This window comes from Micromonospora sp. NBC_01796, assembly GCF_035917455.1.
In the GTDB taxonomy this organism is placed as follows: domain Bacteria; phylum Actinomycetota; class Actinomycetes; order Mycobacteriales; family Micromonosporaceae; genus Micromonospora_G.
The window spans coordinates 4656175-4677118 of sequence record NZ_CP109078.1 but is presented as its reverse complement, the minus strand read 5'-3'; the positions used below and the strand labels follow the sequence as shown (position 1 = coordinate 4677118).

Sequence of the window (20944 nt, the reverse complement as noted above, 5' to 3'; positions counted from 1 at the left end):
CGGTCACCACCTGTTGCCCCACGGGCAGCCGGGGTAATCCATTCGATCAGCTCACTTGTACAACATCCGGCCCATCCGGCGGGACGCGACGAGCAGGCCCACGAGGGTGGCGGCGAGCAGGTACAACACGTCGACCATCCGCAGCCAGCCGCCGGTCCCGGTGGTGATGCCCCGGACCAGGTCCACCGCCCGGTAGAGCGGGCTCGCCTCCACGAGCCAGCGCAGCACCGTCGGGTAGCCCTGGGCCGGCACGAAGGTGCCGGAGAAGAGGAAGAGGGCGAACTGGGCCGACCCCATCAGGTCGAAGTCCTGCCAGCTACGCATGAACGTGGACAGGGCCATGCCGAGCGCACCGAAGGCGAACCCGACCAGCACCGCGGCGGGGAAGGCGGCGAGCGCCCGTACGGGAGTGGTCAGGTCCATCGCGACCATGACGGCGAGGAACGCGCCCGAGTAGAGGGTGCCGCGCAGCATCGCCCAGCCCAGCTCACCGAGGGCGATCTCGAACGGCCGTACGGGGGTCGCGAGGATCCCGTCGTACAGCTTCTGGTACTTCATCTTGCCGAAGAAGTTGAAGGTGGTCTCCGACAGCGCGCCGCTCATCGCCGACGAGGCGAGCATCGCCGGGGCGACGAACGCCGCGTACGTCACGACCTGCCCGCCGGGCAGGGTGAGGTCGCCGATCAGGGCGCCGACGCCGACGCCGATCGAGAGCAGGTAGAGCAACGGCTCGAAGAAGCCGGAGACCAGTACCACCCAGTAGGCGGACTTGAGCGCGGCGACGTTGCGTTCGGCCACCGAGACCGAACGGCGGGCGCCCTCGAAGCCGATCAACCGGGGCAGGACGAGGCTGACCACTGGTGTCCCTTTCCTAGATCACGAGCCGTCGGCGGAACGCGGCCCCGGCCAGCAGCCAGCCGCCGACCACCCAGGCGCCGAGGTAGAGCAGGTGACCGGCGACCGACCACTGCGGCGCGACGCCGAGGGTCGCGGCCCGGCACAGGTCGACGCCGTGCCAGAGCGGCGACACGTACGCGGCCCAGCGCAGCCCGACCGGGAGCGAGTCGACCGGGAAGAAGACCCCGGCGAACAGGGTCATCGGGATGATCGCGAACCGGAACAGGATCGCCAGGTAGCTGTCGGTGGGCACCCAGGCGGAGTAGGCGAAGACGGGGGTGGCCATGGCCAGCCCGATCAGCACGACCAGCGGCAGGGTGGCCAGCGCCCAGACCGAGTGCAGCGCGCCGAAGACCGTCGCCACCAGCAGGAACACCGCACTGCTGGCGAGCACCCGGAACGCGACGAAGGCCAGGTGTCCGCCGATGATGTCGAACACCCGTAGCGGCGCGGCGGCCTGCGCGAAGTAGGTCCGGATCCAGTTGAAGTTGCTCAGCACCGGCCAGGTCGACTCGCCGACCGCGACCTGGAGCGCGGTGGAGGCGATCAGGCCGGGAACGAGGAAGTCGAGGTAGTCGACGCCGTCCACACCCTGGGTGACGTAGGTGCCGACCCCGAGACCGAAGCCGACCATGGTCAGCAGCGGCAGGACGAACGAGGAGACCGCGCTGGACCGCCAGGTCCGCCGGGAGTTGACCAGGTGATATTCGAGTACGGCCAGCGCCGGCGCGAGCCCGCCCGGTGGGCGGACCGGCGCACGTGTCGGGGTCGCCCCGTCGACGGCCACCATCAGCGCGTCCCGGTCCGGCCGGTTTCCGCCACCCACCGCATCACGTCAGCCTCCGCACAGCTCGGCGGTACGACCAAGGCGTCGTACCGCCGGAACTGTACGGCGAGCGGCTGACGTTTTCGCCGCATTATTCCGCTGGCGCCTCGGCTCCGGCGGCGTCCTCCGGTGCTCCGGTGTAGAAGGCGGTCGTACGCCCGGCGGCTGCCTTGGCGGCGGTCGGGTCCTCCCCGGCCTCGATCGCCGCGTCGGCCCACCGCTGGCTGCTCAGGGTGATGAACTGCCGGCCATCGTCGGAGGTGGACCACGCCTCGACCGCGGCCGGGTCGACCGGGGCGCCGCCGGAGGCGAGGTGCAGGCCCAGGCCGATGAATCCCAGGTCCCAGCCGACACCGGTCGCGCCCGGCCCGTACTGCGCCCACCGCTCGTCGTCGACGTGGGCGATGTGGTCCAGCTCGAACCGGGTTCCGCCGGTCGGCTCGCCGGTCAGCCGGACCTCGATCCAGCTCACCTCGGTGCCGTACTCCCAGGTGGCGGCGAAGCCCTTGGGCGGGTCGCAGCGTTCGACGGTGCCGCCGGCGTTGCCCTCGAACTGGTAACGGCCGCCGACCTGGAGGTCACCGGTGACGGGCAGGAACCACCGGGCGATCCGCTCGGGCTTGGTGCAGGCGTCCCAGAGGTCTTCGAGGGTGGTGTCGTACACCTGGCTGATCGTCTGTACGCGCGCCTCCCCCGCCTCCAGGACCCGCTTGCCGACCTGTCGCCGTACGGCGTTGATCTTCTCGTTCACATCGATCATGGTTCGTTCCTCTGCTCTGTCGGGTGGTCGATCGGGTCCGTCTGCGTCTGGGGTGGGTTCAGGCGGCGCTCCCGCTTGCCCCGGGCGATCTCGGTCGCCAGCGCGGCCAGGTGCGGGGTCCAGAACCGGCGGAAGCGGTCCAGCCACACGTCCACGTCCCGCAGGGGTTCGGAGTTCACCGCGTAGAGCCGGCGGGCACCCTGTGGTCGTACGGTCGCGAAGCCGTTCTCGCGCAGCACCCGCAGGTGCTGCGACACCGCCGGCTGGCTGATCCCGAACTCCTCGGAGATCACCGTGGTGACCGCACCGGAGGTCAGCTCGCCCTCGGCGAGCAGTTCGAGGATCCGCCGCCGCACCGGATCCCCGAGTACGTCGAACGCGTGCACGAGCAGCAAGTTATCAGCGCACGGTTATATAAGTCAAAGCTGGGGACCTGGGTCGATCGTCAGAGTGCGTCGCCACCGGGCGGCGGGGGTATCCGGCCCTCCCGGACCGAGCGTCGCAGCAGGTAGACGTCGACGGCCACGGCCCCGAACAGCGCCAGGTTGGTGACCAGCGAGACCACCATCGGACGGAGCAGGAGCAGTACGGGGCTCAGCAGCCCGAGGATCACCAGACCGACCAGCCCCGGCCACGGCAGCCGGCGGAACACCGACACGTGGAACATGAACCGGCCGAACAGGAAAAGCGCGGCCCCGCCGACGATGAGCATCACCCACGCGCCCCGGGGGTCGCTGAGCGGCTCGATGATCAACACCTCGTTACCGACCGCGGTGAGCAGGGTCCCCGCGATCACCAACGCGTGGCAGAGCGCCACGGAGACCGCCATCCGAGGTCGGTTCTGATCGAGAATGCCGCCGATCCGGAGACCACCGGGAATCAGATAACCGCGCCAGAGCAGCACCACGTTGAGGAACGACAACCCGAAGGCGAGCGTACGCAGCGGGGTGATTCCCGCGGTGGCGTAGGTGAGGCCGTTCACCAGGATCACCTCACCCAGGGCGATGATGAAAACCTGCTGGTACCGCTCCGACAGATGCTCGCCGACGTTGCGGAGGTTCTCCTCCGGCACCCGGCCGAGCCCCGGAGTCGGCCAGCCGAGCCAGGCAATCCCGTAGTCGATCACCAACGCGACCAGCCAGAGCGCCACCCGCTCGGGCTCCGGCAGGAAGGCCCCGACCAGCCAGGGCACCGCCGAGATCGAGAACCAGATCAGGACCAGCAACGAACGGCGTTGCAGCGGATGCCCACGCAGCAGCGACAGCAGCAACACGCCCCGGCCGAGGTGGATGAGGACGTACGCCCCGGCAAAGATCAGCCCGTGCGGCCCGAACGCGCTCGGTATGGCGGACACCATCACCAGGCCGACGAACATGATGCTGAGAACGAGTCCCCGGATGATCGGCTCGTTCGGGTTGTACCAGTCGGTCGACCACGCGGTCGCGATCCAGATCCAGTACGTGGCCGCGAAGAGGATCAGCGTCTCGAGCAGATTGCCCCAGCTCAGATCGTCGAACAGGCGTCTGGACAGCAGGGTCAGCCCGAAGATGAAGGCCAGGTCGAAGAAGAGTTCGAGGGCCGAGGCCTGGCGCGGATGCTCACGCTTACGCAGCAGCCTCGCCGCCAGGTTCCCCGCCACTAATTCGTCCGCCTCACCTCATCCACCGCCGATATTCGTACCACGGGGTGAGGGGTCGACAGGTCGATATGGCCGCTGCTACCGGGTGCCCAGCAGGGTGGCGATGACCGATCGCAACTCCGGGGGCTCCAACCGGTCCGGAAGTGAATCCAGCTCGGCATCCGCGAACCAACCGGTCGCGTCCAGGTTTTGCTGTTCGTCGACGAGCAGCCCGGCGCGGGTCAGGGCGGGTCGCTCGTCGGGAAAACGAGCCAGGAAGAACTGTTCCGGGCCGACGAACCACTTGCCGTTCCACCGGACGTCCCGCTGCACCGGCACCGAGTGGTCGAGGATGGCCGCCGGGTCGAGCCCGGTCTCCTCGAACAGCTCACGCCGGGCCGCGTCGTACGGCGTCTCGCCCGGCTCGATGCCACCGCCGGGCGGCTCCCAGAGCAACGCGCCGTCGAACGGGTCCCGCCACCGCAGCAGCAGCACCCGATCGACGGCATCGAGGCAGATCACCCGCGTCGCGGGCCGGTACGTCGCTTCCACGCCCCCGACGCTAGTCCACCGCACCCATCACGATGCGGGTCAGCGGGTGAGCGCGAGGTAGATCGCCAGGGTGAAGTTGGCGACCAGCACGATCGCACCGAGGACGGCGAACAGCCGCTGCCAGGCCGTCCACCGCTGGGTCTTTTCCTCACGTACGCTGGATTCCTTTTCCATCAGCGCGGCGGCAACCGTCACGGCGATCTTCTCCCGCTCTCCGGCGTCGCGGCGGTCGGAGGTCGCAGAGGCACTGAACCTGCTGACGTTCGCCCGTAGTTCATCGGTGAGAACCTGCAAAGCCTGGGTCATCTCATCGATCGAACCGTTTATCAGCCTGAAATGATCATCATGCCCCTTGAGTCGCTGCTCGATCCGTCCCGCGTCCAGCCCGCGGTTATAGGCATCATTCTCACTCGATGAACGCTGGGGCGCGGTCATGTCAGGACCCACGCTCGTCGGTCCTGGCGTATGGCGATCGTCATGTGCTTGTTCATGGAGATCCCTATCTTCCGTTCCGTGTCGCGTCGGATGGATCCGGAAGGGGGTGGCCCGTCACCTACCCGCCGGAGCGGGTGTCGGGCGGGGCCAGGACGTGCCCGTGTCGATGCTTTGGTGATCGACCGTGGAGGCACCCGGTGACCGGGTACGACACCTCTACATCTCCACAGTCGCAGGTCAACGAGCGTTTGCCCAGTCTGAAACCCGTCCTTTCGTCACCGACACGCAGAGCGGACCGGGGCCACCCCTCGCGCGACTACAGAACGTGACCCCAGACGATCACCTTCCGATGTGGCACGGCCTGACCTGGACTTATGTTCGTCGAGGCGGTTACTGTTCGATGTGGCTGAGTGCGGCTCGCTAGCGTCCGTACCTTCAAGGCCGGCATCTAGGAGCAATGAAATGTTATCCATCCGGAGTGTGGGACCTCGGCCAACTTTTGTGCGCCTCGGCTCGCCATGATGGCGTCGCGCGCTGAGCAGCCACGCGAGATCGTGGTCGGCATGCAGTGAACCGCCGACATCATCTACGAACTGATGAAGGCAAACGATCAGCGCTATGAGCAACGGTTCGCCGCGCACGAAGAGAGCATGAAAGCGGCCCTCGCGGCTCGCGACCAGTGGATAACGGCCGCGCTGTCGTCGCACGAAAAGTTGGCGGCAGCGGCGCTCCTGGCTCAGGACAAGGCCGTGTTGGCGGCACTGGCGACCCAGGAGAACGCGGTGAAGGCGGCGTTCCACGCCTCCCAGCAGGCGGTGAACAAGGCGGAGGACTTCGTCGAGAAACGGTTGGAGTCCACGAACGAGTGGCGGGCGGCGATGAACGACCGCGAGCGCAACCTCCTACCCCGGATCGAGGCGGAGGAACGGATCGCGTCGATGTCTGAGAAGATCGTCGAACTCAACGACCGGGTGACCTCCATAGCGGGCAGGTCCCGTGGCATGGGCGACAGTTGGCAGTATCTGGTCGGCCTGCTCGGTGCGGCAGCCGTGGTCATCACCACCATCCTGCTGCTGTCGAACCGCTGAGCGTCTTCTCCGAACCAGTCGAGTCCGTGATCTGTCCAATGTCGAGCGTTCCGATCAACGGATGACGATCCCTAACATGGCGATATGCGTACCATGTTGCGGTCTGTGATCTTATCCATGCTTCTGACCACGGCGGCCGTAGTGCTCGTCGCACCCACTGCGGCGAGCGCCAATCCGGTCGACATCTGTATCAGCCAGCCGGTCCCGTCCGGTTGGGTGGTCATCTCCATCCAGACCGGCTGGGCCTGCGGCGGCGGGACCTACAACGAACAGACGATCAAAATCCCCGGCCCGAGCGAGAACGTCTGCGCCAGCTCGCCCAACCCACCCGGCTACGTCGTCGTGGCGATCCAGAACCACTGGGCCTGCGGCGGCGGCGCCTACAACCAACGCACCATCAAAATCCCCGGCTCGGTCGAGTACGTCTGCGCGAGTTCCCCGATCCCGCCCGGCTACTACATCGTCTCCTCGCACACCCACTGGGTCTGTGGTGGCGGCTCGTTCAACCAGTACAAGATCAGCCGGTGAGTTGGCCCCACCACCTGCGTGAACAGAGGACGGCGCCCGCTCTGCTTCCGAGGAGGCAGTGCGGGCGCCGGTCGTAGCGTCGAGGGGGTTACGGGCGGCGGGCGACGTCCGAGACAAAGGCGCGCCAGGCCACCGGGCCGAAGGCCAGAGTGCCACCGTCACGGTCCTTGGTGTCCCGCACGAACACCCTGCCCGGCAGGTTGTCCGCCACCTCGACACAGTTGCCGCCCTGGGCGCCGCTTCGGGTGGACTTACGCCAACGGGTGCCGGTCAGATCCATGGCTCAACTATCTCCTTGATCAGGTCTAGCGACTGCTGCCGTGGGAGGGCGTCGTTACGCACACTCTCCCACCTCGACAGCAGGGTTTCCACGTCCTCGGTGCGGTCCGCCACATCCCCACCGACCTGATTGTCCAGATATCCGACCCATCCGCCGTCCGCCGAGCGGGCGAGGATGAACGGGCCGGTCAGCCCGATGTGCAGGCCAACGGTGGCGGGCATGACATGCACGCTGACGTTCGGGCGTTCGGCGCAAGCGACGAGGTGCATGAGCTGCTCCGCCATGATCTTCTCGAACCCGCCCCCGAAGCGCTGTAGCGCCGACTGGTCAACCACGACGGTGAGCTGCGGCGGGTGCTCCTGGACCAGGATGGCCTGCCGTTCGATTCGAGCGGCCACCAACTTGTCGACCTCGTCCTCGCTGAGGCGGACATCCCCTCGGATGACCACGCGGGCGTAGTCCGGCGTCTGGAGCAGTCCTGGGATCAGATTCGGTTCGAAGCACCGAAGTTGGAGGGCGCTGCGTTCGGCATCCAACCAGGGGCGGAACCAGGTGGGTTCGCCGTCGCGCTTGGCCAGCTCCAGCATGGCGACGAACAGGCCCTCGGTCTGGAGGACCTGGTCGGCTCGGGCCAGGTAGGTCTCGTCCAGGGGTCGCTGGCCGACCTCCACGGAGGACACCAGCGAGGCCGAGTAGTGGGCTCGCTTGCCGAACTCCTCCTGACTCATTCCGGCGGCGGTTCGGATTCGCCGTAACTGTGCCCGAATCAGGTCCGCCGTGGGTACGGGTTTGGTCGCCACACTTCCTCCACAGTTTTGTGATCATCATTGTTGATCCACAGGCGAGATAGGCCGGGATCTACGCTTCCGCCAGGTGCGCCCCAAGGACCTTCCCATAAATAAATGGCTGCGGGCAAGGTGTCCTCAGCGGAACCGTTCGGATTCGGTCGGCAAAGGACCGGGCGGGACTGCGGGGCCGCCCCGGCTTCCCACCCGCCCGCTCGGGGCGGCCCCTTCCATTCTCGACGGCGAATAGGAGACGGCATGAGTCGGCGCGGACGGATCCGGCGCGCGATGCGGCTGCACCTGCCCATGCGCCCCTCGTGGCGGTGTCGCCGCTGCGCGGGTAGGTGGCCGTGTCCACCGGCGAAGCTCGGCCTGCTCGCCGACTACGGGCGCAACCGGATCGCCCTGTGCCACTACCTCTCCGGCCAGTACGTCCGCGCCCTCGACGACCTGGCCGAGTTCAGCCCGAACGGCCCCCGCGAGGACCTCTACACCCGGTTCATGGGCTGGCCGATGACGCTGGGCCGATGACGGATCCGGGTGGTTCGCGGCTGGTGAAGGTGACGGTCAACCTGAGTCCGGCGGCAGCCGACGCGCTTACCGGGCTCGCCGCCGGGCAACGGTCGAGTCGTACCGATGCGTTGAACCGGGCGTTGCGGGTCGCGTACCTGATGCACGACCTGGCGCCCGACGGCCATTTCCGGATCGTCAAACCGGACGGCGTCCCGGTCGACGTCTACCTCGTCTAGACCATATGACTCGAAAAACCTTTACATCAAATTCGATGTACGCACATCAAAGAAGATGTACGCCCCGACGGTGATACCACTTCCCATTCCCGACACGCCGAACACGAAAGCAGGAATGTGGCAGAAGAGGGAGTTGCCGGAATTGCGGAGCACCGTGACCAATGATGATCCACGCGCGCTGAGCTGTCGTCAGCCCCGCCCGGAGAACAGCTCAGCGCGCGTGGATCATGCCGACGCCGACGCCGACACCACGCGTGGCGGGGCGGATGGGGGTGGAGGCGGGGCGGGGCGGGCCGCGTAACCTGCGGGCTGTGACCAGTACCAGTAGTCGTAGTTATGGAGATCCGTCCGGTGTCGCCCGGAGTCTCGACGTCGTGGGTGAGCGCTGGGGACTGCTGGTGGTACGCGACCTGCTGCCCGGCCCGAAGGAGTTTCCCGCGCTCCTCGCCGGCCTGCCCGGAATCAGCCCGAACGTGCTGAGCAAGCGCCTGCGCGAGCTGGTCGAGTTCGAGGTGGTCCGCTTCCGCGACCTCGGCGCCCCCGACCGCGTACGGATCTACGAGCTGACCGACTGGGGACGCGAGTTGGAGCCCGCCCTGCGCGCCCTGGAACAGTGGGGGCAGCGCGCACCGATGCCGCCCACCACCGAACGCTGGTAAGCAGCGCCCTCAGTCGATGAGGGTGCGGCCGGTCAGGTGGAGGAAGACGTCCTCCAGGCTGCTGCGGCGGACCAGGGAACTGGACGGGAGCAGGGCGCGGTTGTGCACCTCGGTCAGGGCGGCGTCGCCGTTGTCGACGTAGAGCAGGATGCGGTCGGGTAGGACCTCGGTCCGCTCGGCGATGCCGGAGAGCTTGCCGGCGAACTCCTCCTGCGACTGGGTCGGGAAGCGCAGCTCCACCACCTCGCGGGTCGAGTAGCGCTCGATCAGGTCGCGGGGCGAACCCTCGGCGACGATCTTGCCGCCGTCCATCACCACCAGGCGGTCGCAGAGCTGCTCGGCCTCGTCCATGTAGTGGGTGGTGAGCACCAGCGTCACGCCCTGCTGCTTGAGCCGGAACAGCCGCTCCCAGACCAGGTGCCGGGCCTGCGGGTCGAGCCCGGTGGTCGGCTCGTCGAGCAGGACGATCTCGGGCTCGTTGACCAGGGCGCGGGCGATGGTGAGCCGGCGCTTCATGCCACCGGAGAGCGGTTCGACCTTGCTGTTGGCCCTCTCCGTCAACTGGACGAAGTCGAGCAGCTCGACGGAACGCTCGCGGGCCACCTTGCGCGGGATGCCGAAGTAGCGGGCGTACGTGGTCAGGTTTTCCCGCACGGTCAGCTCGGGGTCGAGGTTGTCCGTCTGGGGGCAGACGCCGAGCCGGGCCCGGATCGCCGGGCCGTCGTGTCTCGGGTCCATGCCGAGGATGCGCAACTCGCCGTCGGTGGGCGGGGAGACGCAGCCGACCATGCGCATGGTCGAACTCTTGCCGGCGCCGTTGGGGCCGAGGAAGCCGAACGCCTCGCCGGGACGCACCTCGACGTCGATCCCATCGACGGCGGTGAAGTCACCGAACCGCTTGACCAGTCCGCGAGCTTGGATGAGAGGTTGTTCCGTGGCCACGGCGACGACCCTAGCCCGGACCTACGACACCTCCCACCGAGTTTCCGGCGGGTTACGGTTTTCGTTTTCATGAGCGCGACTTTGTCACCTGCGGGAAGAGAGTTTCCCGTCAGATGACTCTTTCTTTTTGACCTTGATCGCGGGTACGGTCCGCAACAGGAGATCGACCCGTCCGGAATCCCGACCCTGTTGGCGCAGGGTCTCCCCCGGCTCTGTTGGCGCAGAGCCCTCGGCTCTGGTGGCACAGAGCCCAGGGTCGGCTCCGCACTTCGGCGAATCGGCGCACGCCAGCACCACACCTGCCCACCGAGAGCTGAAAGGGAAGCCAACACATGGCCTCACCAGACACCACCAACCCCGCCTGGAGCCGTCGCGGGTTCCTCGGGCTGTCCGCCTGCGCCGCGGCCAGCGCGATCACCGTCGCCGGCCCGTTCAGCGGGATGGCCCAGGCCGCCGACGGCGGCGCCGTACGCGACAGCCAGGGTCACCGGCTGCCCGTCGGCAAGATCGGCATCCAGCTCTACTCGATCCGCAGCGACCCGGCTCCGTTCGCCGACAAGCTGCCGAAGCTCGCCCAGCTCGGCTTCAAGGAGATCGAGTTCGCCGGGTACGGGACCAACCCGACCGACGCCGACATCCTGGCGATCCGCAAGCTGCTCGACGACAACGGCCTCAAGGCCGTCGGCTCGCACGTCGGCTTCGGCTCGTTCCAGACCGACCTGACCCGGCAGCTCGACATCGCGCAGATGCTCGGCATGAAGTTCGTCGGCACCGCGAACGCGCCGACCGGCAGCCGGTACAAGTCCGACTGGCGGGCCGCGGCCGACGCGTACAACGCCGTCGGCGGGGCCGCCAAGGCGCGCGGGCTGAAGTTCTACCAGCACAACCACGACGGGGAGTACAACTTCCTGCTCGACACCGGCCCGCTGGACGCCAACGGCAAGCCGACCCGCTCCACCGGTCAGCGCGGCCTGGAGTACTTCTTCGGCCTGACCGACCCCGAGCTGGTCTACTTCGAAATGGACATCTACTGGGCGTACCAGGCCCAGGTGCGGTTCAAGACCTACCTGGACGAGTTCGGCGCCAGCCGGCGCAAGAACCTCGACCCGATCAAGACGATCGCCAAGCAGCAGGAGCGCTTCCCGCTGTTCCACGTCAAGGACGGTCTGCTCAACGCCGAGGGCACCAGCCTCTCGATGACCGAGTTCGGCGTACCCGGTGGTTACGTGCCGTTCGAGGACTTCTTCAAGAGCCTGAAGTCCCTCGACGACCACCACTACATCTGGGAGCAGGACAACGCCGGCTCGACCCCGGTCGAGCAGGGCGGCGTCTGGGGCGCCACCGAGCGCAGCGTCAACGCCATCAAGGCGACCCGCTTCTGAGTCACACCAAAGCGACCCGCTGCTGAGTCGCAGAGCCACCACCGCAGGGTCCGTCGGCCGGGGAGTCCCTTCCCCGGCCGGCGGGCCGCTCGGTCAGTCCGGCACTGCGCCCGGGTCGCCGGTGTCGCGGGCCGCCGCCACCAGGGAGCCGGTCTGCTCCACCACGGCCTCGTCGTCGGTCGGCGTACCGGGGTCGTAGCGGACCGTCCAACGCAGGCCGTCGACCCCGCTGACCCGCCGGGCCACCACCCGTACCGCACCGCCCGCCGGCAGCTTGTAGTGCGCGGTGTACGAGACCGAGCTGGTCACCCGCGCGCGTACCTGGTGCGGCACGTCCCCCGGCTCCAACAGCAGGTACGTCTCCACCGGCAGGTCGGCCACCACCAGGTAACCGCCGTCCCGCTCCGCCACCACCTCGGCCGGGGTGATCGCGAGTTCGCGCCCGGACCAGACCGCCTTGTTGATGTCGTGCCAGCCCAGGCGGTGCGCCCGACCGGGCAGCCAGAGCCCCCGGTTGCTGACCACCACGACCCCGTCGCCGTTGGCCGTCTCCGCCCAGGAGAGCATCCGCTCGTCCCGCTCCAGCGGCGGACGCCTGTCCGCCGCCAGCTTCGGCTTCCGGTTGAACAGTCCCACTCAGAAACCTCCCGCAGCCTGCTCGCGCAACGCCCGCGCGTGCTGCTCCAACGAGAGCAGCTCACCGAAGAGCGCGAAGTACTCGTCCTTGTTGGCCACCGGATTGATCCGCTGCACCTTCGACTTCAGCTCCCGGATCCGGGCGGTGACCGACGCCCACTCCAACCGGGCCAGGGTGATCGACACGTACCGAGGATCCGGGTCACCGTCGATCCGCAGCGGCTCCACCGCCAACTCGCCGACCAGGGCGCGTCCGCCGAGGTCGGTGCAGGCGTCGCGTACCCGTTCGATCCAGACCGCGCCGCTGGCCGCGCTCGCCGCGCCGCCGGCCTCGGTGATCGCCTCGCGGACCCCGTGGTGCATCGGGTGCAGGTAGACCTCCGGGCCGAGCGCGTCGAACATCGGCCCGGCCAGCACCGGCTCCTGCAACGCCAGCTTCAGCGCCTCCCGCTCCACCATCACCTGCGGGTTGTCCGCCGCCGGTGGGGCGGGGCGGGACGGGGCGGTCGCCGTACCGCCGGGGGTGGGCCTGGTGGGCGCGGACGCCGCGTTGAGCACGGCCCGCTGCACCGGCTCGATCTCCATCCCGAGGTCACCGGCGAGCTTGCGGACGTACTCCGGGCGCTTCTCCCGGTCCTTGAGCTTGGCGACCAGCGGGGCGGCCTGCCGCATCGCCTCCACCCGACCGTCGACGGTGTCCAGGTCGAACCGGTTGAGCACGTGCCGCAGGGCGAAGTCGACCAGCGGCTCCCGGCGGGCGATCAGGTCGCGCACGGCCATGTCGCCCTTTGCCAGGCGCAGGTCGCACGGGTCCATGCTGTCCGGGCTGACCGCGATGAAGGTACGCCCGACGAACCGCTGGTCGTCCTCGAACGCCCGCAGCGCCGCCTTCTGCCCGGCGGCGTCCCCGTCGAAGGTGAAGATGATCTCGCCGGCCACCGCGTCGGTGTCCAGCAACAGCCGCCGCAGTACGCCGATGTGGTCCGCGCCGAAGGCCGTCCCGCAGGTCGCCACCGCCGTCGGTACGCCCGCCAGGTGACAGGCCATCACGTCGGTGTAACCCTCGACGATCACCGCCCGCCCCTGCTTGGCGATCTCCCGCTTGGCCTGGTCGATGCCGTAGAGCACGTGCGACTTCTTGTAGAGCGGCGTCTCGGGGGTGTTCAGGTACTTCGGGCCGTCGTCGTCGTCGAACAGCTTTCGCGCCCCGAAGCCGATCACGTCCCCGGTCAGCTCCCGGATAGGCCAGAGCAGCCGGCGCCGGAACCGGTCGATCAGCGAACCGGACCGGGCCTCCCGGGCCAGCCCGGCGGTGATCAGCTCCTGCGGGCTGAAACCCCGCTGCCGCAGGTGCTTGGTGAGCAGGTCCCAGCCGTCTGGGGCGAACCCGCAGCCGTAGCGTTCGGCTGCGGCCCGGTCGAAACCCCGCTGGGCCAGGAACTCACGGGCCGGACGGGCCCCGGCGGCGCCGAGCTGACCGGCGTAGAACTCGACCGCGGCGGCGTGCGCGGCGACCAGCCGCTGCTTCTGGCCCTGCTGCTGGCGTACGGGCGCCGGCCCGGCCTCCATGTACCGCAACTGGATGCCGGCCCGGCCGGCGAGCCGCTCGACCGACTCCAGGAACGACAGGTGCTCGGCGTCCATCAGGAACTTGATCGCGTCGCCACCTGCGCCGCAGCCGTGGCAGAAGTAGACGTTCCGCGCGGGTGAGACGGTGAACGAGGGGGTCTTCTCGTCGTGGAACGGGCACAACCCCTTGAGGTTGCCGCCGCCGGCCGACTTGAGGGTGACCGTCTCGGAGATCACGTCGGCGATCGAGGTGCGCTCACGGACCAGCGTGATGTCCTCGTCCCTGATCCGCCCCGCCATGCGCCACCCCCTCCGGCGTACATCCTGCCCTGCCGCACCGATCCGACCCGCTCCGGGTGGCACCGCCGACGCTCCCCGGCCGCCACCTCGGGGCCGGGAGGCCGAATCACTCGGACCGCCCATAACCGGATCAATGCCATGGCATCGTCACTACCATGCGCATTCTGCTCACCGGCGCGACCGGATACATCGGTTCCGCCGTACTGCCCGGTCTGCTGCTCGACGGACACGAGGTCACCGCGATCGCCCGCAGCGACGACGCGGTCGCCACCATCACCGCCACCGGAGCCACCGCGCTCAGCGGCGACGTCACCGACAGCGACCTGCTCAGCCAGGCCGCACGCGAGGCCGATGGCGTGATCCACGTGGTCACACCCGGCGGGCAGATCACCGACGCGCTGGACAACGCGGTGGTGACCGGGGTCCTGGCCGGGATCGAGGGCAGCGGAAAGCCGTACATCCACAGCTCCGGGATCTGGGTCCACGGCAACACCCACGGGGTGGCCGACGAGAACGCGCCCCTCGACCCGCCGGAACTCACCGCCTGGCGACCGAAGATCATCGAACGGATGCGGGCCGCCAGGGGCATCCGCAACATCATCATCTCCCCCGCCGTCGTCTACGGGCACGGCTCCGGGCTGGTACGCATGATCGTCGACGGACCACAGACCTCGGACCCCGAACCGGCCCTGCTCTTCCCCGGCACCGGCGACCAGCACTGGACCAGCATCTACATCGACGACGTGGCCACCTTCTACTCCGCCGCCCTGATGCGGGCCCCCGCCGGGTCGTACTACATCGTGGCCAGCGGCCAGAACCCGACCATGCGCGAGATCGCCGCCGCCGCCAGCCGGTCCCGAGGGCTCGGCGGCCGGATCGCCCCCGAACCGCCGGAGGACAGCCGCCGCCGGCTCGGCCCGATCGCCGAGGCGTTCTGCATGGACCAGCAGGCCAGCGGCGCCAAGGCCCGCGAACTCGGCTGGAAGCCGATCGGACCGTCCCTGCTCGACGAGATCGAAACCGGCTCGTACGCGCGCCGGATCTGACCGGGCGAACCTGCGGTGAGCTGGTGGAATCCGGCGAACGTCCGCCGCCGTGGCATCGGGTGGCTGCGGCTCGGGCTGCACGAGTCCGAACTCCCCCTCGACCAGGACGAACGGCACGCCACCTGGTTGGAACTCTTCTTCGACCTGGTCTTCGTGCTCGCCCTGGCCACGGTGCAGAACCGGCTGGACGTGCCGACCCCGCACCTCGGCGACCTCGCCGCCACCCTCGGCCTCTTCGCGGTGGTCTGGCTGGCCTGGATCGGGCAGGCGTTCTACGACACCCGGTTCGACCCCGACGACCTCATCCACCGGCTCGCCGTACTCGTCGGCATGATCGGCGCCGGGGCGATGGCGGTCGGCGCCGCCAGCGCCCCGCACACCCTGCTGCTCCCGATCGGCTACATCGTCGTACGGGTCATGCTGATCGTGCTCTACCTGCGCGTACGCAACAGCAGCCCGGCCACCCACCTGCTCACCACCGTGTACCTGATCGGCTTCGGTGCCGGCGTGCTGGTCTGGGTCGTCTCGCTGGCCGTACCCGAGCGCATCCGGCCGCTGCTGTGGGCGATCGCGCTCACGATCGAGTTCCTCACCCCGTGGCTGGGCCGGTCCCGGGTGACCCGGATCCCGGTGGACACCTCGCACCTGCCCGAACGGATCGGCCAGTTCACCATCATCCTGCTCGGCACCACCCTGACCGACCTGCGGGACGCGATCGCCCCCCGGCCCGAGGTCGACGTGGTCATGGCCGCCGCCGTCGCGCTGGTCATCCCGGCGGCGGTGTGGTGGGTCTACACCACCTTCGTCACCACCGGGCTGGCCCTGCCCCGGCTGAGCGCGGGACTGGCCTACTCGTACGTGCACTCCTTCCTCGGTGCCGCGCTGCTGCTGCTCGGCTGGGGACTCGGGGAGGTCGTCGGGCAGATCAGTGTGCACGCCGACGCGGCACCGGACCGCCTGCGCCTACTGCTGGCGGTGGCGCTGATCGTCTGGATGCTCTGCGGGCTCGGCCTGCAGTGGGTGTCGCTGGGCTACATACCGCGCCGCCGGGCGATCATCGGGGTGTGCGGCATCGCCCCGATCGTGGTCATCACGACCGTGGTGACCGACCCGTTCACCCTGCTCTGCCTGCTCGCCGTCGTCCTGGTCGCCTACGCCATCGTGGTCAGCCGGCACATCGCCCACCTCGGCGACGCCCGCGCCGCCACCACCTGACCCGTCAGCCGGACGGGCAGGTCGGCGCCGGTCTTGGGACAGCGTCGGCGACGGGACAGCGCCGGTCAGGCGAGTTCGAGGGCTTCCTGCTCCTCGATCCGGCGGTTCCACTCGGGCTTGACCGCGCGCCAGCCCTCGTCGTCGGCGCCGAGGCGCCAGTAGCCGGAGATGGAGAGCCGGTCCCGGCTCAGGCCGCGCTCGACCCGGAGCAGGTGCCGCAGTTCCTTGACGAAAGCGGCCTCGCCGTGGACGAAGGCGTGCGGCGTACCCGGGGGAAGTTCCGCCTCCCGGACGGCGGCGACCAGGGCCTCGCCGACGGTCCCGGCGCCCCGGTGCAGCCAGACGATGTCGGCGGGCGACTCGACGGTCAGCTTCTGTTCCTCCTCGGGGCCGGCGACCTCGAGGAAGACCCGGACGGTGGCGTCCAGCGGCAGCCGCTCCAGGGTGGCGGCGATGGCCGGCAGGGCGCTCTCGTCACCGACCAGGAGGTGCCAGTCGGCGTCCGGGTCCGGGGCGTAGCCGCCGCCGGGGCCGACGAACATGACCGGGTCGCCGGGGCGGGCGCCGACCGCCCACGGTCCGGCCAACCCCTCGTCGCCGTGGTAGACGAAGTCGATGGTCAGCTCCAGCGCCACCGGGTCGTAGGCCCGGACGGTGTACGCCCGCAGCCTCGGCCACTGCTCCGCCGGCAGGTCGCGGCGGATCGCCTCCAGGTCGAACGGCACCGGATAGTCGACGTCCGGGCGGAGAAAGAGCAGCTTGACGTAGTGGTCGGTACACCGGCCGATGTCGAGTCCGGCCAGCTCCGGGCCGCCGAGCACGACCCGGATCATGTGCGGTGTGAGTTGCTCGGTGCGGCTCACGGTAGCGTTGGTGACCTGGGCACGCGCTTTACGGTCCGTCATGAGGTTAGGTTAGCCTAACTTCCTGGACGGCGCCGGACGGATTCCCGACCGAGGCGCACATCACGCCCGACGCCCCCACGAGACGGCCCGGCTCAGCGGGCCAGGCGGTGGGCCAGCCAGGACAGGGCCAGCGGATAGCGGTAGTCGATCCCCCCGTGACCCGCCTCGAAGAGTTCGAACCGCACCCGGTCGTCCGGCACCCCGATCCGGGTGAGTTCGGCCCGGAACGCCTCGGCGCCGAGGTCGAGGAACCACTCGTCGCGGGTGCCGGCGTCGAGCCAGACCGCCCGCAGCGAACCGACCGCGTCCCGGTACCGCTCGACCATCCGGACCGGATCCCAGTCCAGCCAGCGCTGCCACACCTCCGGCCGCAACACCCCCGTACGCGGGTCGAACGGCAGTTCCGGCGTACCGTCCGGGCCGGCGGAGAAGCACGCCGTGCAGCCGAGGACCATCAGCAGGGTCTGGTCGCCCGGCTTGGTGAACGAGGGCCGGGTCTGGAAGTCCTCCCACCACCGGAAGATGTCCTGGTCGTACTCGCGCAGGTAGCGGACCGCCTGACCGAACTCCGGCAGGTAACACAGCTCGTAGAGGGTGTCACCGGCGTGGCTGGCCAGCGCCCCGAACAGGTCCGGCCGCAGCATCGGCGTGATCAGCGCACCGAAGCCGCCGGACGACTTGCCCGAGATGGCCCGCGACTCCCGGTCGTCGATGGTCCGGTACCGCGCGTCCACCCACGGCACCACCTCGTCGCAGAGGTACGAGTGGTACGCCCCGGTGCCGGGCGAGTCGACGAACTGCGAGCCGCCGTACGTGGTCCAGGCATCGACGTACACCACGACGCAGCCGGGTGCCTCACCGGAGGCGAACACCTGGTCGGCGGTCTCGACGAACGGCTGCCGGTACGGCGTCCGGTTAGCCCACATCGACAGGTGCCCGGTGTAGCCCTGGATCACGTACACGGTGGGGTAACGCACCTGCGGGTCGTCGTCGTAACCCGGTGGCACGTACACCCAGATCGGCCGCTCGTACGGGTCACCGAGGGGGTTGCCGCGCAGCAGTTCGGAGGAGATGACGTGACGGTCGAGCCGGCCGGCCAGCTCGTGGTCCCAGGGCAGCATGCCCCCGAGTCAACCACGCCGGAGTGGTTCGGATCACCCCTCGCGGGAGCGGCCGGGTCAGCCCGCGGCGAGGCGGTGGTGCCAGGCGATCGCCGCCGGATCGGTCAGCGAGGCGACCTGGTCGATCACCACGCGCAGCCGCGCCGCGTCGGTGCCGGCGGCCCGCCACAGTGGTGCGAAAACCGGGTCGAGCGCGTCCGGGGCGCGCAGGGTCAGGGCGTGCACCAGTTCGGTGAGCACCTCCCGCTGGCGGGCGTACCACCGGTCGGCACCGGGGCGGCGCATCACGTACCGCAGTGCCATGCCCTTCAGCAACGCGCACTGGGCCCTGACCGGGCGGGGGACGACGAGGTCGGCGGCGTACCGGCGCAACGGGCCGGGTCCGTACGCGGCCCGGGTGGCGTCGACCGCGGTGGAGACGAACCGACCGGTCAGCGCGCTGGTCGTCTGCTTCAGCGCGACCTGGGCCCGGTGGCTGCCGTCGTAACCGGCAAGCGGCGCCAGCACCGGGTCGGCGAGCAGGTCGACCAGCACCACGCCCAGGTCGTCGGCGGACTCCCCGGAGTAGTTCGCGGCCACGTCGGCGCAGAGGGCGGCCCGCTCCTGCGCGTCGTCGAGCAGGTCCGGCAGCCGCAGGTAGCCCCGGTAGACCCCGTCCTCCACGTCGTGCACCGAGTAGGCCACGTCGTCGGCCCAGTCCATCACCTGCGCCTCCAGGCAGACCGCCCGCTCCGGGGCGCCCCGACGCAGCCAGGCGAAGACCTCGGTGTCGTCGGCGTACACGCCGTACTTGCGCTGGCCGGGCCGGCGCGGCCAGGGGTACTTCCCGGTCGCGTCGAGCGAGGCGCGGGTCAGGTTGAGGCCCGCGGAGGCGCCGTCGGGCCGCAGCACCTTGGCCTCCAACCGGGACAGTACGCGCAGCGTCTGCGCGTTGCCCTCGAAGCCGCCGCAGGACTGGGACAGTCCGTCGAGCACCGCCTCGCCGTGGTGGCCGAACGGCGGGTGCCCGAGGTCGTGCGCCAACCCGGCCACGTCGACCACGTCCGGGTCGGCGCCGAGGCGCTGGCCCATCTCCCGGCCGATCTGCGCCACCTCCAGCGAGTGGGTCAGCCGGGTACGCAGGAAGTCATCGGTGCCCGCGGTGTGCACCTGGGTCTTGGCCGCCAACCGGCGGAAGGCGGCCGAGTGCAGCACCCGGGCCCGGTCGCGCTGGTACGGCCCGCGCCCGTGCCCGGTGTCCTTGGGTGCCTCGGCGACCAGGCGCTCGGCGTCGCCGTCGTGGTTCACCCGTTCACCCTGTCACCCGTTCACGGAGCGGTCGACGGCGCCTGCAGCACGCAGAACTCGTTCCCCTCCGGGTCGGCCAGCACGGTCCACCGGTCGGTCCGCCGCTGCCCGACGTCGACGTGCCGGGCACCCATGTTGACCAGGCGTTCCACCTCGGCCTCCCGATCGGTCGGGCGCAGGTCGATGTGGAGCCGGTTCTTCGTCGACTTGCCCTCCGGTACGGGCACGAAGATGAGGCCGGGAAGCTCGTCGGCGGACCGCCGGATCTCCACCTCGTCGGGCTTCTCGTAGGTGATCCGGTAGCCGAGTGCCTCGGCCCACCAACGCGCGAGCCGCGCCGGGTCCTGGGCGTCGACCACCAGGTTCTCCCAGAGACTGCCCATGGCAGAGACCTCCGTTGTGATCAGGCGACGAAAACTGAGTGACGCCCAGGTTACGCCCGCCCGTCCGGGTCGGCGCACCGCCGATCGGACCGCACTGAACGCGGTCGATTGGTGATCGGCCGCAACCACCGATCAGTCCAGAGTTGCTGTCCAATTGCCGACCGTCACGGGATGACATCGACCAATGGCCAGGTGTAGCGTGCCGTAAACAGAAGGTCACCAGCCGGCGGCGACACCGGCCCCGGGCCCAGTGCGGCCGACCGGTCCACTGTCCCACCCGCGACCATCCGCGTTGCCGACCGGCGTCGACCCGACGGGGCACGCCCAGGTGCTGCCCACCCGCGCCACCCCGTGCCATCGCTCATTCGTGCCACCGCTCATTCGTGCCACTGCCCAGCCGCGCCACCGATACCGCCCGGACATGCCGGCCGTCCGGAACCCTCAGCAGGACAGTTAAAGGAGACTTTCCCGTGGATGCTGACGCCGCCATCCGGGCCGAGCTGTACCGGCTGCGCCGCCGGCTACCCGATCTGTCGGGCGCGGTGCTCGGCGGAGTGGACGGACTCATGGTCGCGTACGACCTGACCGCCGGTGACCCGCACCACCTCGCCGCACTCTCCGCCGCGACCCTCGGCATCGGTCACCGCTTCGCCCAGTCGGCCGGTCACGGCGCCCTGCACGAGTCGGTCGTACGCAGCGCCGGTGGCTGCGTCATCACCTACCCGGCCGGGGCGTACGGCCTGCTGACGCTGGTGACCTATCCGGACAGCAACGTGGAACGGATCCACCCCGAGGCACGGGCGACCGCGCAGCGGCTCGGGACGATGGTCGACTCCCTGCGGCACGCGGCGGCGATGGCCAACGGCCCGAGCCCCGACCCCACCGCCCCGCTCGCCGTACGCACACCGATGGCCACCCTGCCGGCCGACCTCTGGGCCGAGACGGGCGGACTGCGCCCACCGGGGCTGCACTGACGCGCAG

At 69.4% G+C, this 20944-nt stretch carries 25 protein-coding genes; 9 read left to right on the top strand and 16 right to left on the bottom strand.

Annotation, left to right across the window (positions count from 1 at the left end; translation table 11 throughout):
• Nucleotides 1–51: 51 nt before the first annotated feature.
• The 7 genes from OIE47_RS21625 to OIE47_RS21595 form a co-directional block, all read right to left on the bottom strand.
• Nucleotides 52–858 carry an ABC transporter permease gene (locus OIE47_RS21625; RefSeq protein WP_326556359.1) on the bottom strand — a complete coding sequence of 269 codons (807 nt, stop codon included), beginning with the start codon at nucleotides 856–858 and terminating at the stop codon, nucleotides 52–54.
• 13 nt (nucleotides 859–871) lie between these two features.
• Entirely contained in the window at nucleotides 872–1687 is an 816-nt protein-coding gene (locus OIE47_RS21620; protein WP_326563192.1) for an ABC transporter permease, read from the bottom strand.
• A gap of 127 nt (nucleotides 1688–1814) precedes the next feature.
• Entirely contained in the window at nucleotides 1815–2483 is a 669-nt protein-coding gene (locus OIE47_RS21615; RefSeq protein WP_326556358.1) for an SRPBCC family protein, read from the bottom strand.
• A complete protein-coding gene (locus OIE47_RS21610) occupies nucleotides 2480–2869 on the bottom strand; it encodes an ArsR/SmtB family transcription factor (RefSeq protein WP_326556357.1) in 390 nt (129 codons plus the stop codon). The genes OIE47_RS21615 and OIE47_RS21610 overlap by 4 nt, the downstream gene beginning before the upstream one ends.
• A gap of 59 nt (nucleotides 2870–2928) precedes the next feature.
• The gene (locus OIE47_RS21605; RefSeq protein WP_326556356.1) at nucleotides 2929–4122 is read right to left on the bottom strand and encodes a low temperature requirement protein A; all 1194 of its coding nucleotides are present in this window, start codon (nucleotides 4120–4122) and stop codon (nucleotides 2929–2931) included.
• 78 nt (nucleotides 4123–4200) lie between these two features.
• Nucleotides 4201–4653: an NUDIX hydrolase gene (locus OIE47_RS21600; protein WP_326556355.1), complete on the bottom strand. Its 453-nt coding sequence runs from the start codon at nucleotides 4651–4653 to the stop codon at nucleotides 4201–4203.
• Between the two features lie 39 nt (nucleotides 4654–4692).
• Nucleotides 4693–5088 carry a hypothetical protein gene (locus OIE47_RS21595; protein WP_326556354.1) on the bottom strand — a complete coding sequence of 132 codons (396 nt, stop codon included), beginning with the start codon at nucleotides 5086–5088 and terminating at the stop codon, nucleotides 4693–4695.
• A 596-nt stretch (nucleotides 5089–5684) separates the two neighbouring features.
• Between OIE47_RS21595 and OIE47_RS21590 the strand changes: the two genes are divergently transcribed.
• Nucleotides 5685–6176, top strand: a complete 492-nt coding sequence (locus OIE47_RS21590) for a hypothetical protein (protein WP_326556353.1) — start codon at nucleotides 5685–5687, stop codon at nucleotides 6174–6176.
• Nucleotides 6177–6293: 117 nt separating this feature from the next.
• Nucleotides 6294–6704: a hypothetical protein gene (locus OIE47_RS21585; protein WP_326556352.1), complete on the top strand. Its 411-nt coding sequence runs from the start codon at nucleotides 6294–6296 to the stop codon at nucleotides 6702–6704.
• Nucleotides 6705–6792: 88 nt separating this feature from the next.
• Here OIE47_RS21585 and OIE47_RS21580 read toward each other — a convergent pair whose 3' ends face one another.
• Nucleotides 6793–6984, bottom strand: a complete 192-nt coding sequence (locus OIE47_RS21580) for a DUF397 domain-containing protein (protein ID WP_326556351.1) — start codon at nucleotides 6982–6984, stop codon at nucleotides 6793–6795.
• On the bottom strand, nucleotides 6975–7784 hold the full coding sequence (locus tag OIE47_RS21575) for a helix-turn-helix domain-containing protein (RefSeq protein WP_326556350.1): 810 nt from the start codon (nucleotides 7782–7784) through the stop codon (nucleotides 6975–6977). The genes OIE47_RS21580 and OIE47_RS21575 overlap by 10 nt, the downstream gene beginning before the upstream one ends.
• A gap of 243 nt (nucleotides 7785–8027) precedes the next feature.
• On the opposite strand from OIE47_RS21575, the gene OIE47_RS21570 reads away from it, so the two are divergent.
• The 3 genes from OIE47_RS21570 (at nucleotide 8028) to OIE47_RS21560 (ending at nucleotide 9177) form a co-directional block, all read left to right on the top strand.
• Nucleotides 8028–8300 (top strand): hypothetical protein, encoded by a 273-nt coding sequence (locus tag OIE47_RS21570; RefSeq protein ID WP_326556349.1) that lies wholly within the window; start codon nucleotides 8028–8030, stop codon nucleotides 8298–8300.
• Nucleotides 8297–8518 (top strand): hypothetical protein, encoded by a 222-nt coding sequence (locus tag OIE47_RS21565; protein ID WP_326556348.1) that lies wholly within the window; start codon nucleotides 8297–8299, stop codon nucleotides 8516–8518. The genes OIE47_RS21570 and OIE47_RS21565 overlap by 4 nt, the downstream gene beginning before the upstream one ends.
• A 311-nt stretch (nucleotides 8519–8829) precedes the next feature.
• A complete protein-coding gene (locus tag OIE47_RS21560; protein ID WP_326556347.1) occupies nucleotides 8830–9177 on the top strand; it encodes a winged helix-turn-helix transcriptional regulator in 348 nt (115 codons plus the stop codon).
• Between the two features lie 9 nt (nucleotides 9178–9186).
• Here the strand turns inward: OIE47_RS21560 and OIE47_RS21555 are convergent, their stop codons facing one another.
• On the bottom strand, nucleotides 9187–10119 hold the full coding sequence (locus OIE47_RS21555; protein ID WP_326556346.1) for an ABC transporter ATP-binding protein: 933 nt from the start codon (nucleotides 10117–10119) through the stop codon (nucleotides 9187–9189).
• Nucleotides 10120–10451: 332 nt separating this feature from the next.
• Here OIE47_RS21555 and OIE47_RS21550 point away from each other — a divergent pair, with 332 nt between their 5' ends.
• On the top strand, nucleotides 10452–11501 hold the full coding sequence (locus tag OIE47_RS21550) for a sugar phosphate isomerase/epimerase family protein (protein ID WP_326556345.1): 1050 nt from the start codon (nucleotides 10452–10454) through the stop codon (nucleotides 11499–11501).
• Nucleotides 11502–11594: 93 nt separating this feature from the next.
• Here OIE47_RS21550 and OIE47_RS21545 read toward each other — a convergent pair whose 3' ends face one another.
• Nucleotides 11595–12137, bottom strand: a complete 543-nt coding sequence (locus OIE47_RS21545; RefSeq protein WP_326556344.1) for a hypothetical protein — start codon at nucleotides 12135–12137, stop codon at nucleotides 11595–11597.
• Complete coding sequence (dnaG, locus tag OIE47_RS21540) at nucleotides 12138–14006, bottom strand: DNA primase (protein WP_326556343.1); 1869 nt, start codon at nucleotides 14004–14006, stop codon at nucleotides 12138–12140.
• A 155-nt stretch (nucleotides 14007–14161) separates the two neighbouring features.
• Here dnaG and OIE47_RS21535 point away from each other — a divergent pair, with 155 nt between their 5' ends.
• Nucleotides 14162–15052 (top strand): NAD-dependent epimerase/dehydratase family protein, encoded by an 891-nt coding sequence (locus OIE47_RS21535; RefSeq protein WP_326556342.1) that lies wholly within the window; start codon nucleotides 14162–14164, stop codon nucleotides 15050–15052.
• Nucleotides 15053–15067: 15 nt separating this feature from the next.
• Nucleotides 15068–16267: a low temperature requirement protein A gene (locus OIE47_RS21530; RefSeq protein ID WP_326556341.1), complete on the top strand. Its 1200-nt coding sequence runs from the start codon at nucleotides 15068–15070 to the stop codon at nucleotides 16265–16267.
• Nucleotides 16268–16332: 65 nt separating this feature from the next.
• Here the strand turns inward: OIE47_RS21530 and OIE47_RS21525 are convergent, their stop codons facing one another.
• The 4 genes from OIE47_RS21525 to OIE47_RS21510 all read right to left on the bottom strand — a co-directional run bounded on the left by OIE47_RS21525 (nucleotide 16333) and on the right by OIE47_RS21510 (nucleotide 19963).
• Nucleotides 16333–17172: a siderophore-interacting protein gene (locus OIE47_RS21525; RefSeq protein WP_326556340.1), complete on the bottom strand. Its 840-nt coding sequence runs from the start codon at nucleotides 17170–17172 to the stop codon at nucleotides 16333–16335.
• Nucleotides 17173–17264: 92 nt separating this feature from the next.
• Nucleotides 17265–18293, bottom strand: coding sequence for an alpha/beta hydrolase (locus OIE47_RS21520; protein ID WP_326556339.1), 1029 nt, complete (start codon nucleotides 18291–18293; stop codon nucleotides 17265–17267).
• Between the two features lie 57 nt (nucleotides 18294–18350).
• Nucleotides 18351–19580: a deoxyguanosinetriphosphate triphosphohydrolase gene (locus OIE47_RS21515; RefSeq protein ID WP_326556338.1), complete on the bottom strand. Its 1230-nt coding sequence runs from the start codon at nucleotides 19578–19580 to the stop codon at nucleotides 18351–18353.
• 20 nt (nucleotides 19581–19600) lie between these two features.
• A complete protein-coding gene (locus tag OIE47_RS21510; RefSeq protein ID WP_326556337.1) occupies nucleotides 19601–19963 on the bottom strand; it encodes a VOC family protein in 363 nt (120 codons plus the stop codon).
• Between the two features lie 470 nt (nucleotides 19964–20433).
• Between OIE47_RS21510 and OIE47_RS21505 the strand changes: the two genes are divergently transcribed.
• Nucleotides 20434–20937, top strand: a complete 504-nt coding sequence (locus OIE47_RS21505; RefSeq protein WP_326556336.1) for a roadblock/LC7 domain-containing protein — start codon at nucleotides 20434–20436, stop codon at nucleotides 20935–20937.
• The last annotated feature ends 7 nt before the right edge of the window (nucleotides 20938–20944 follow it).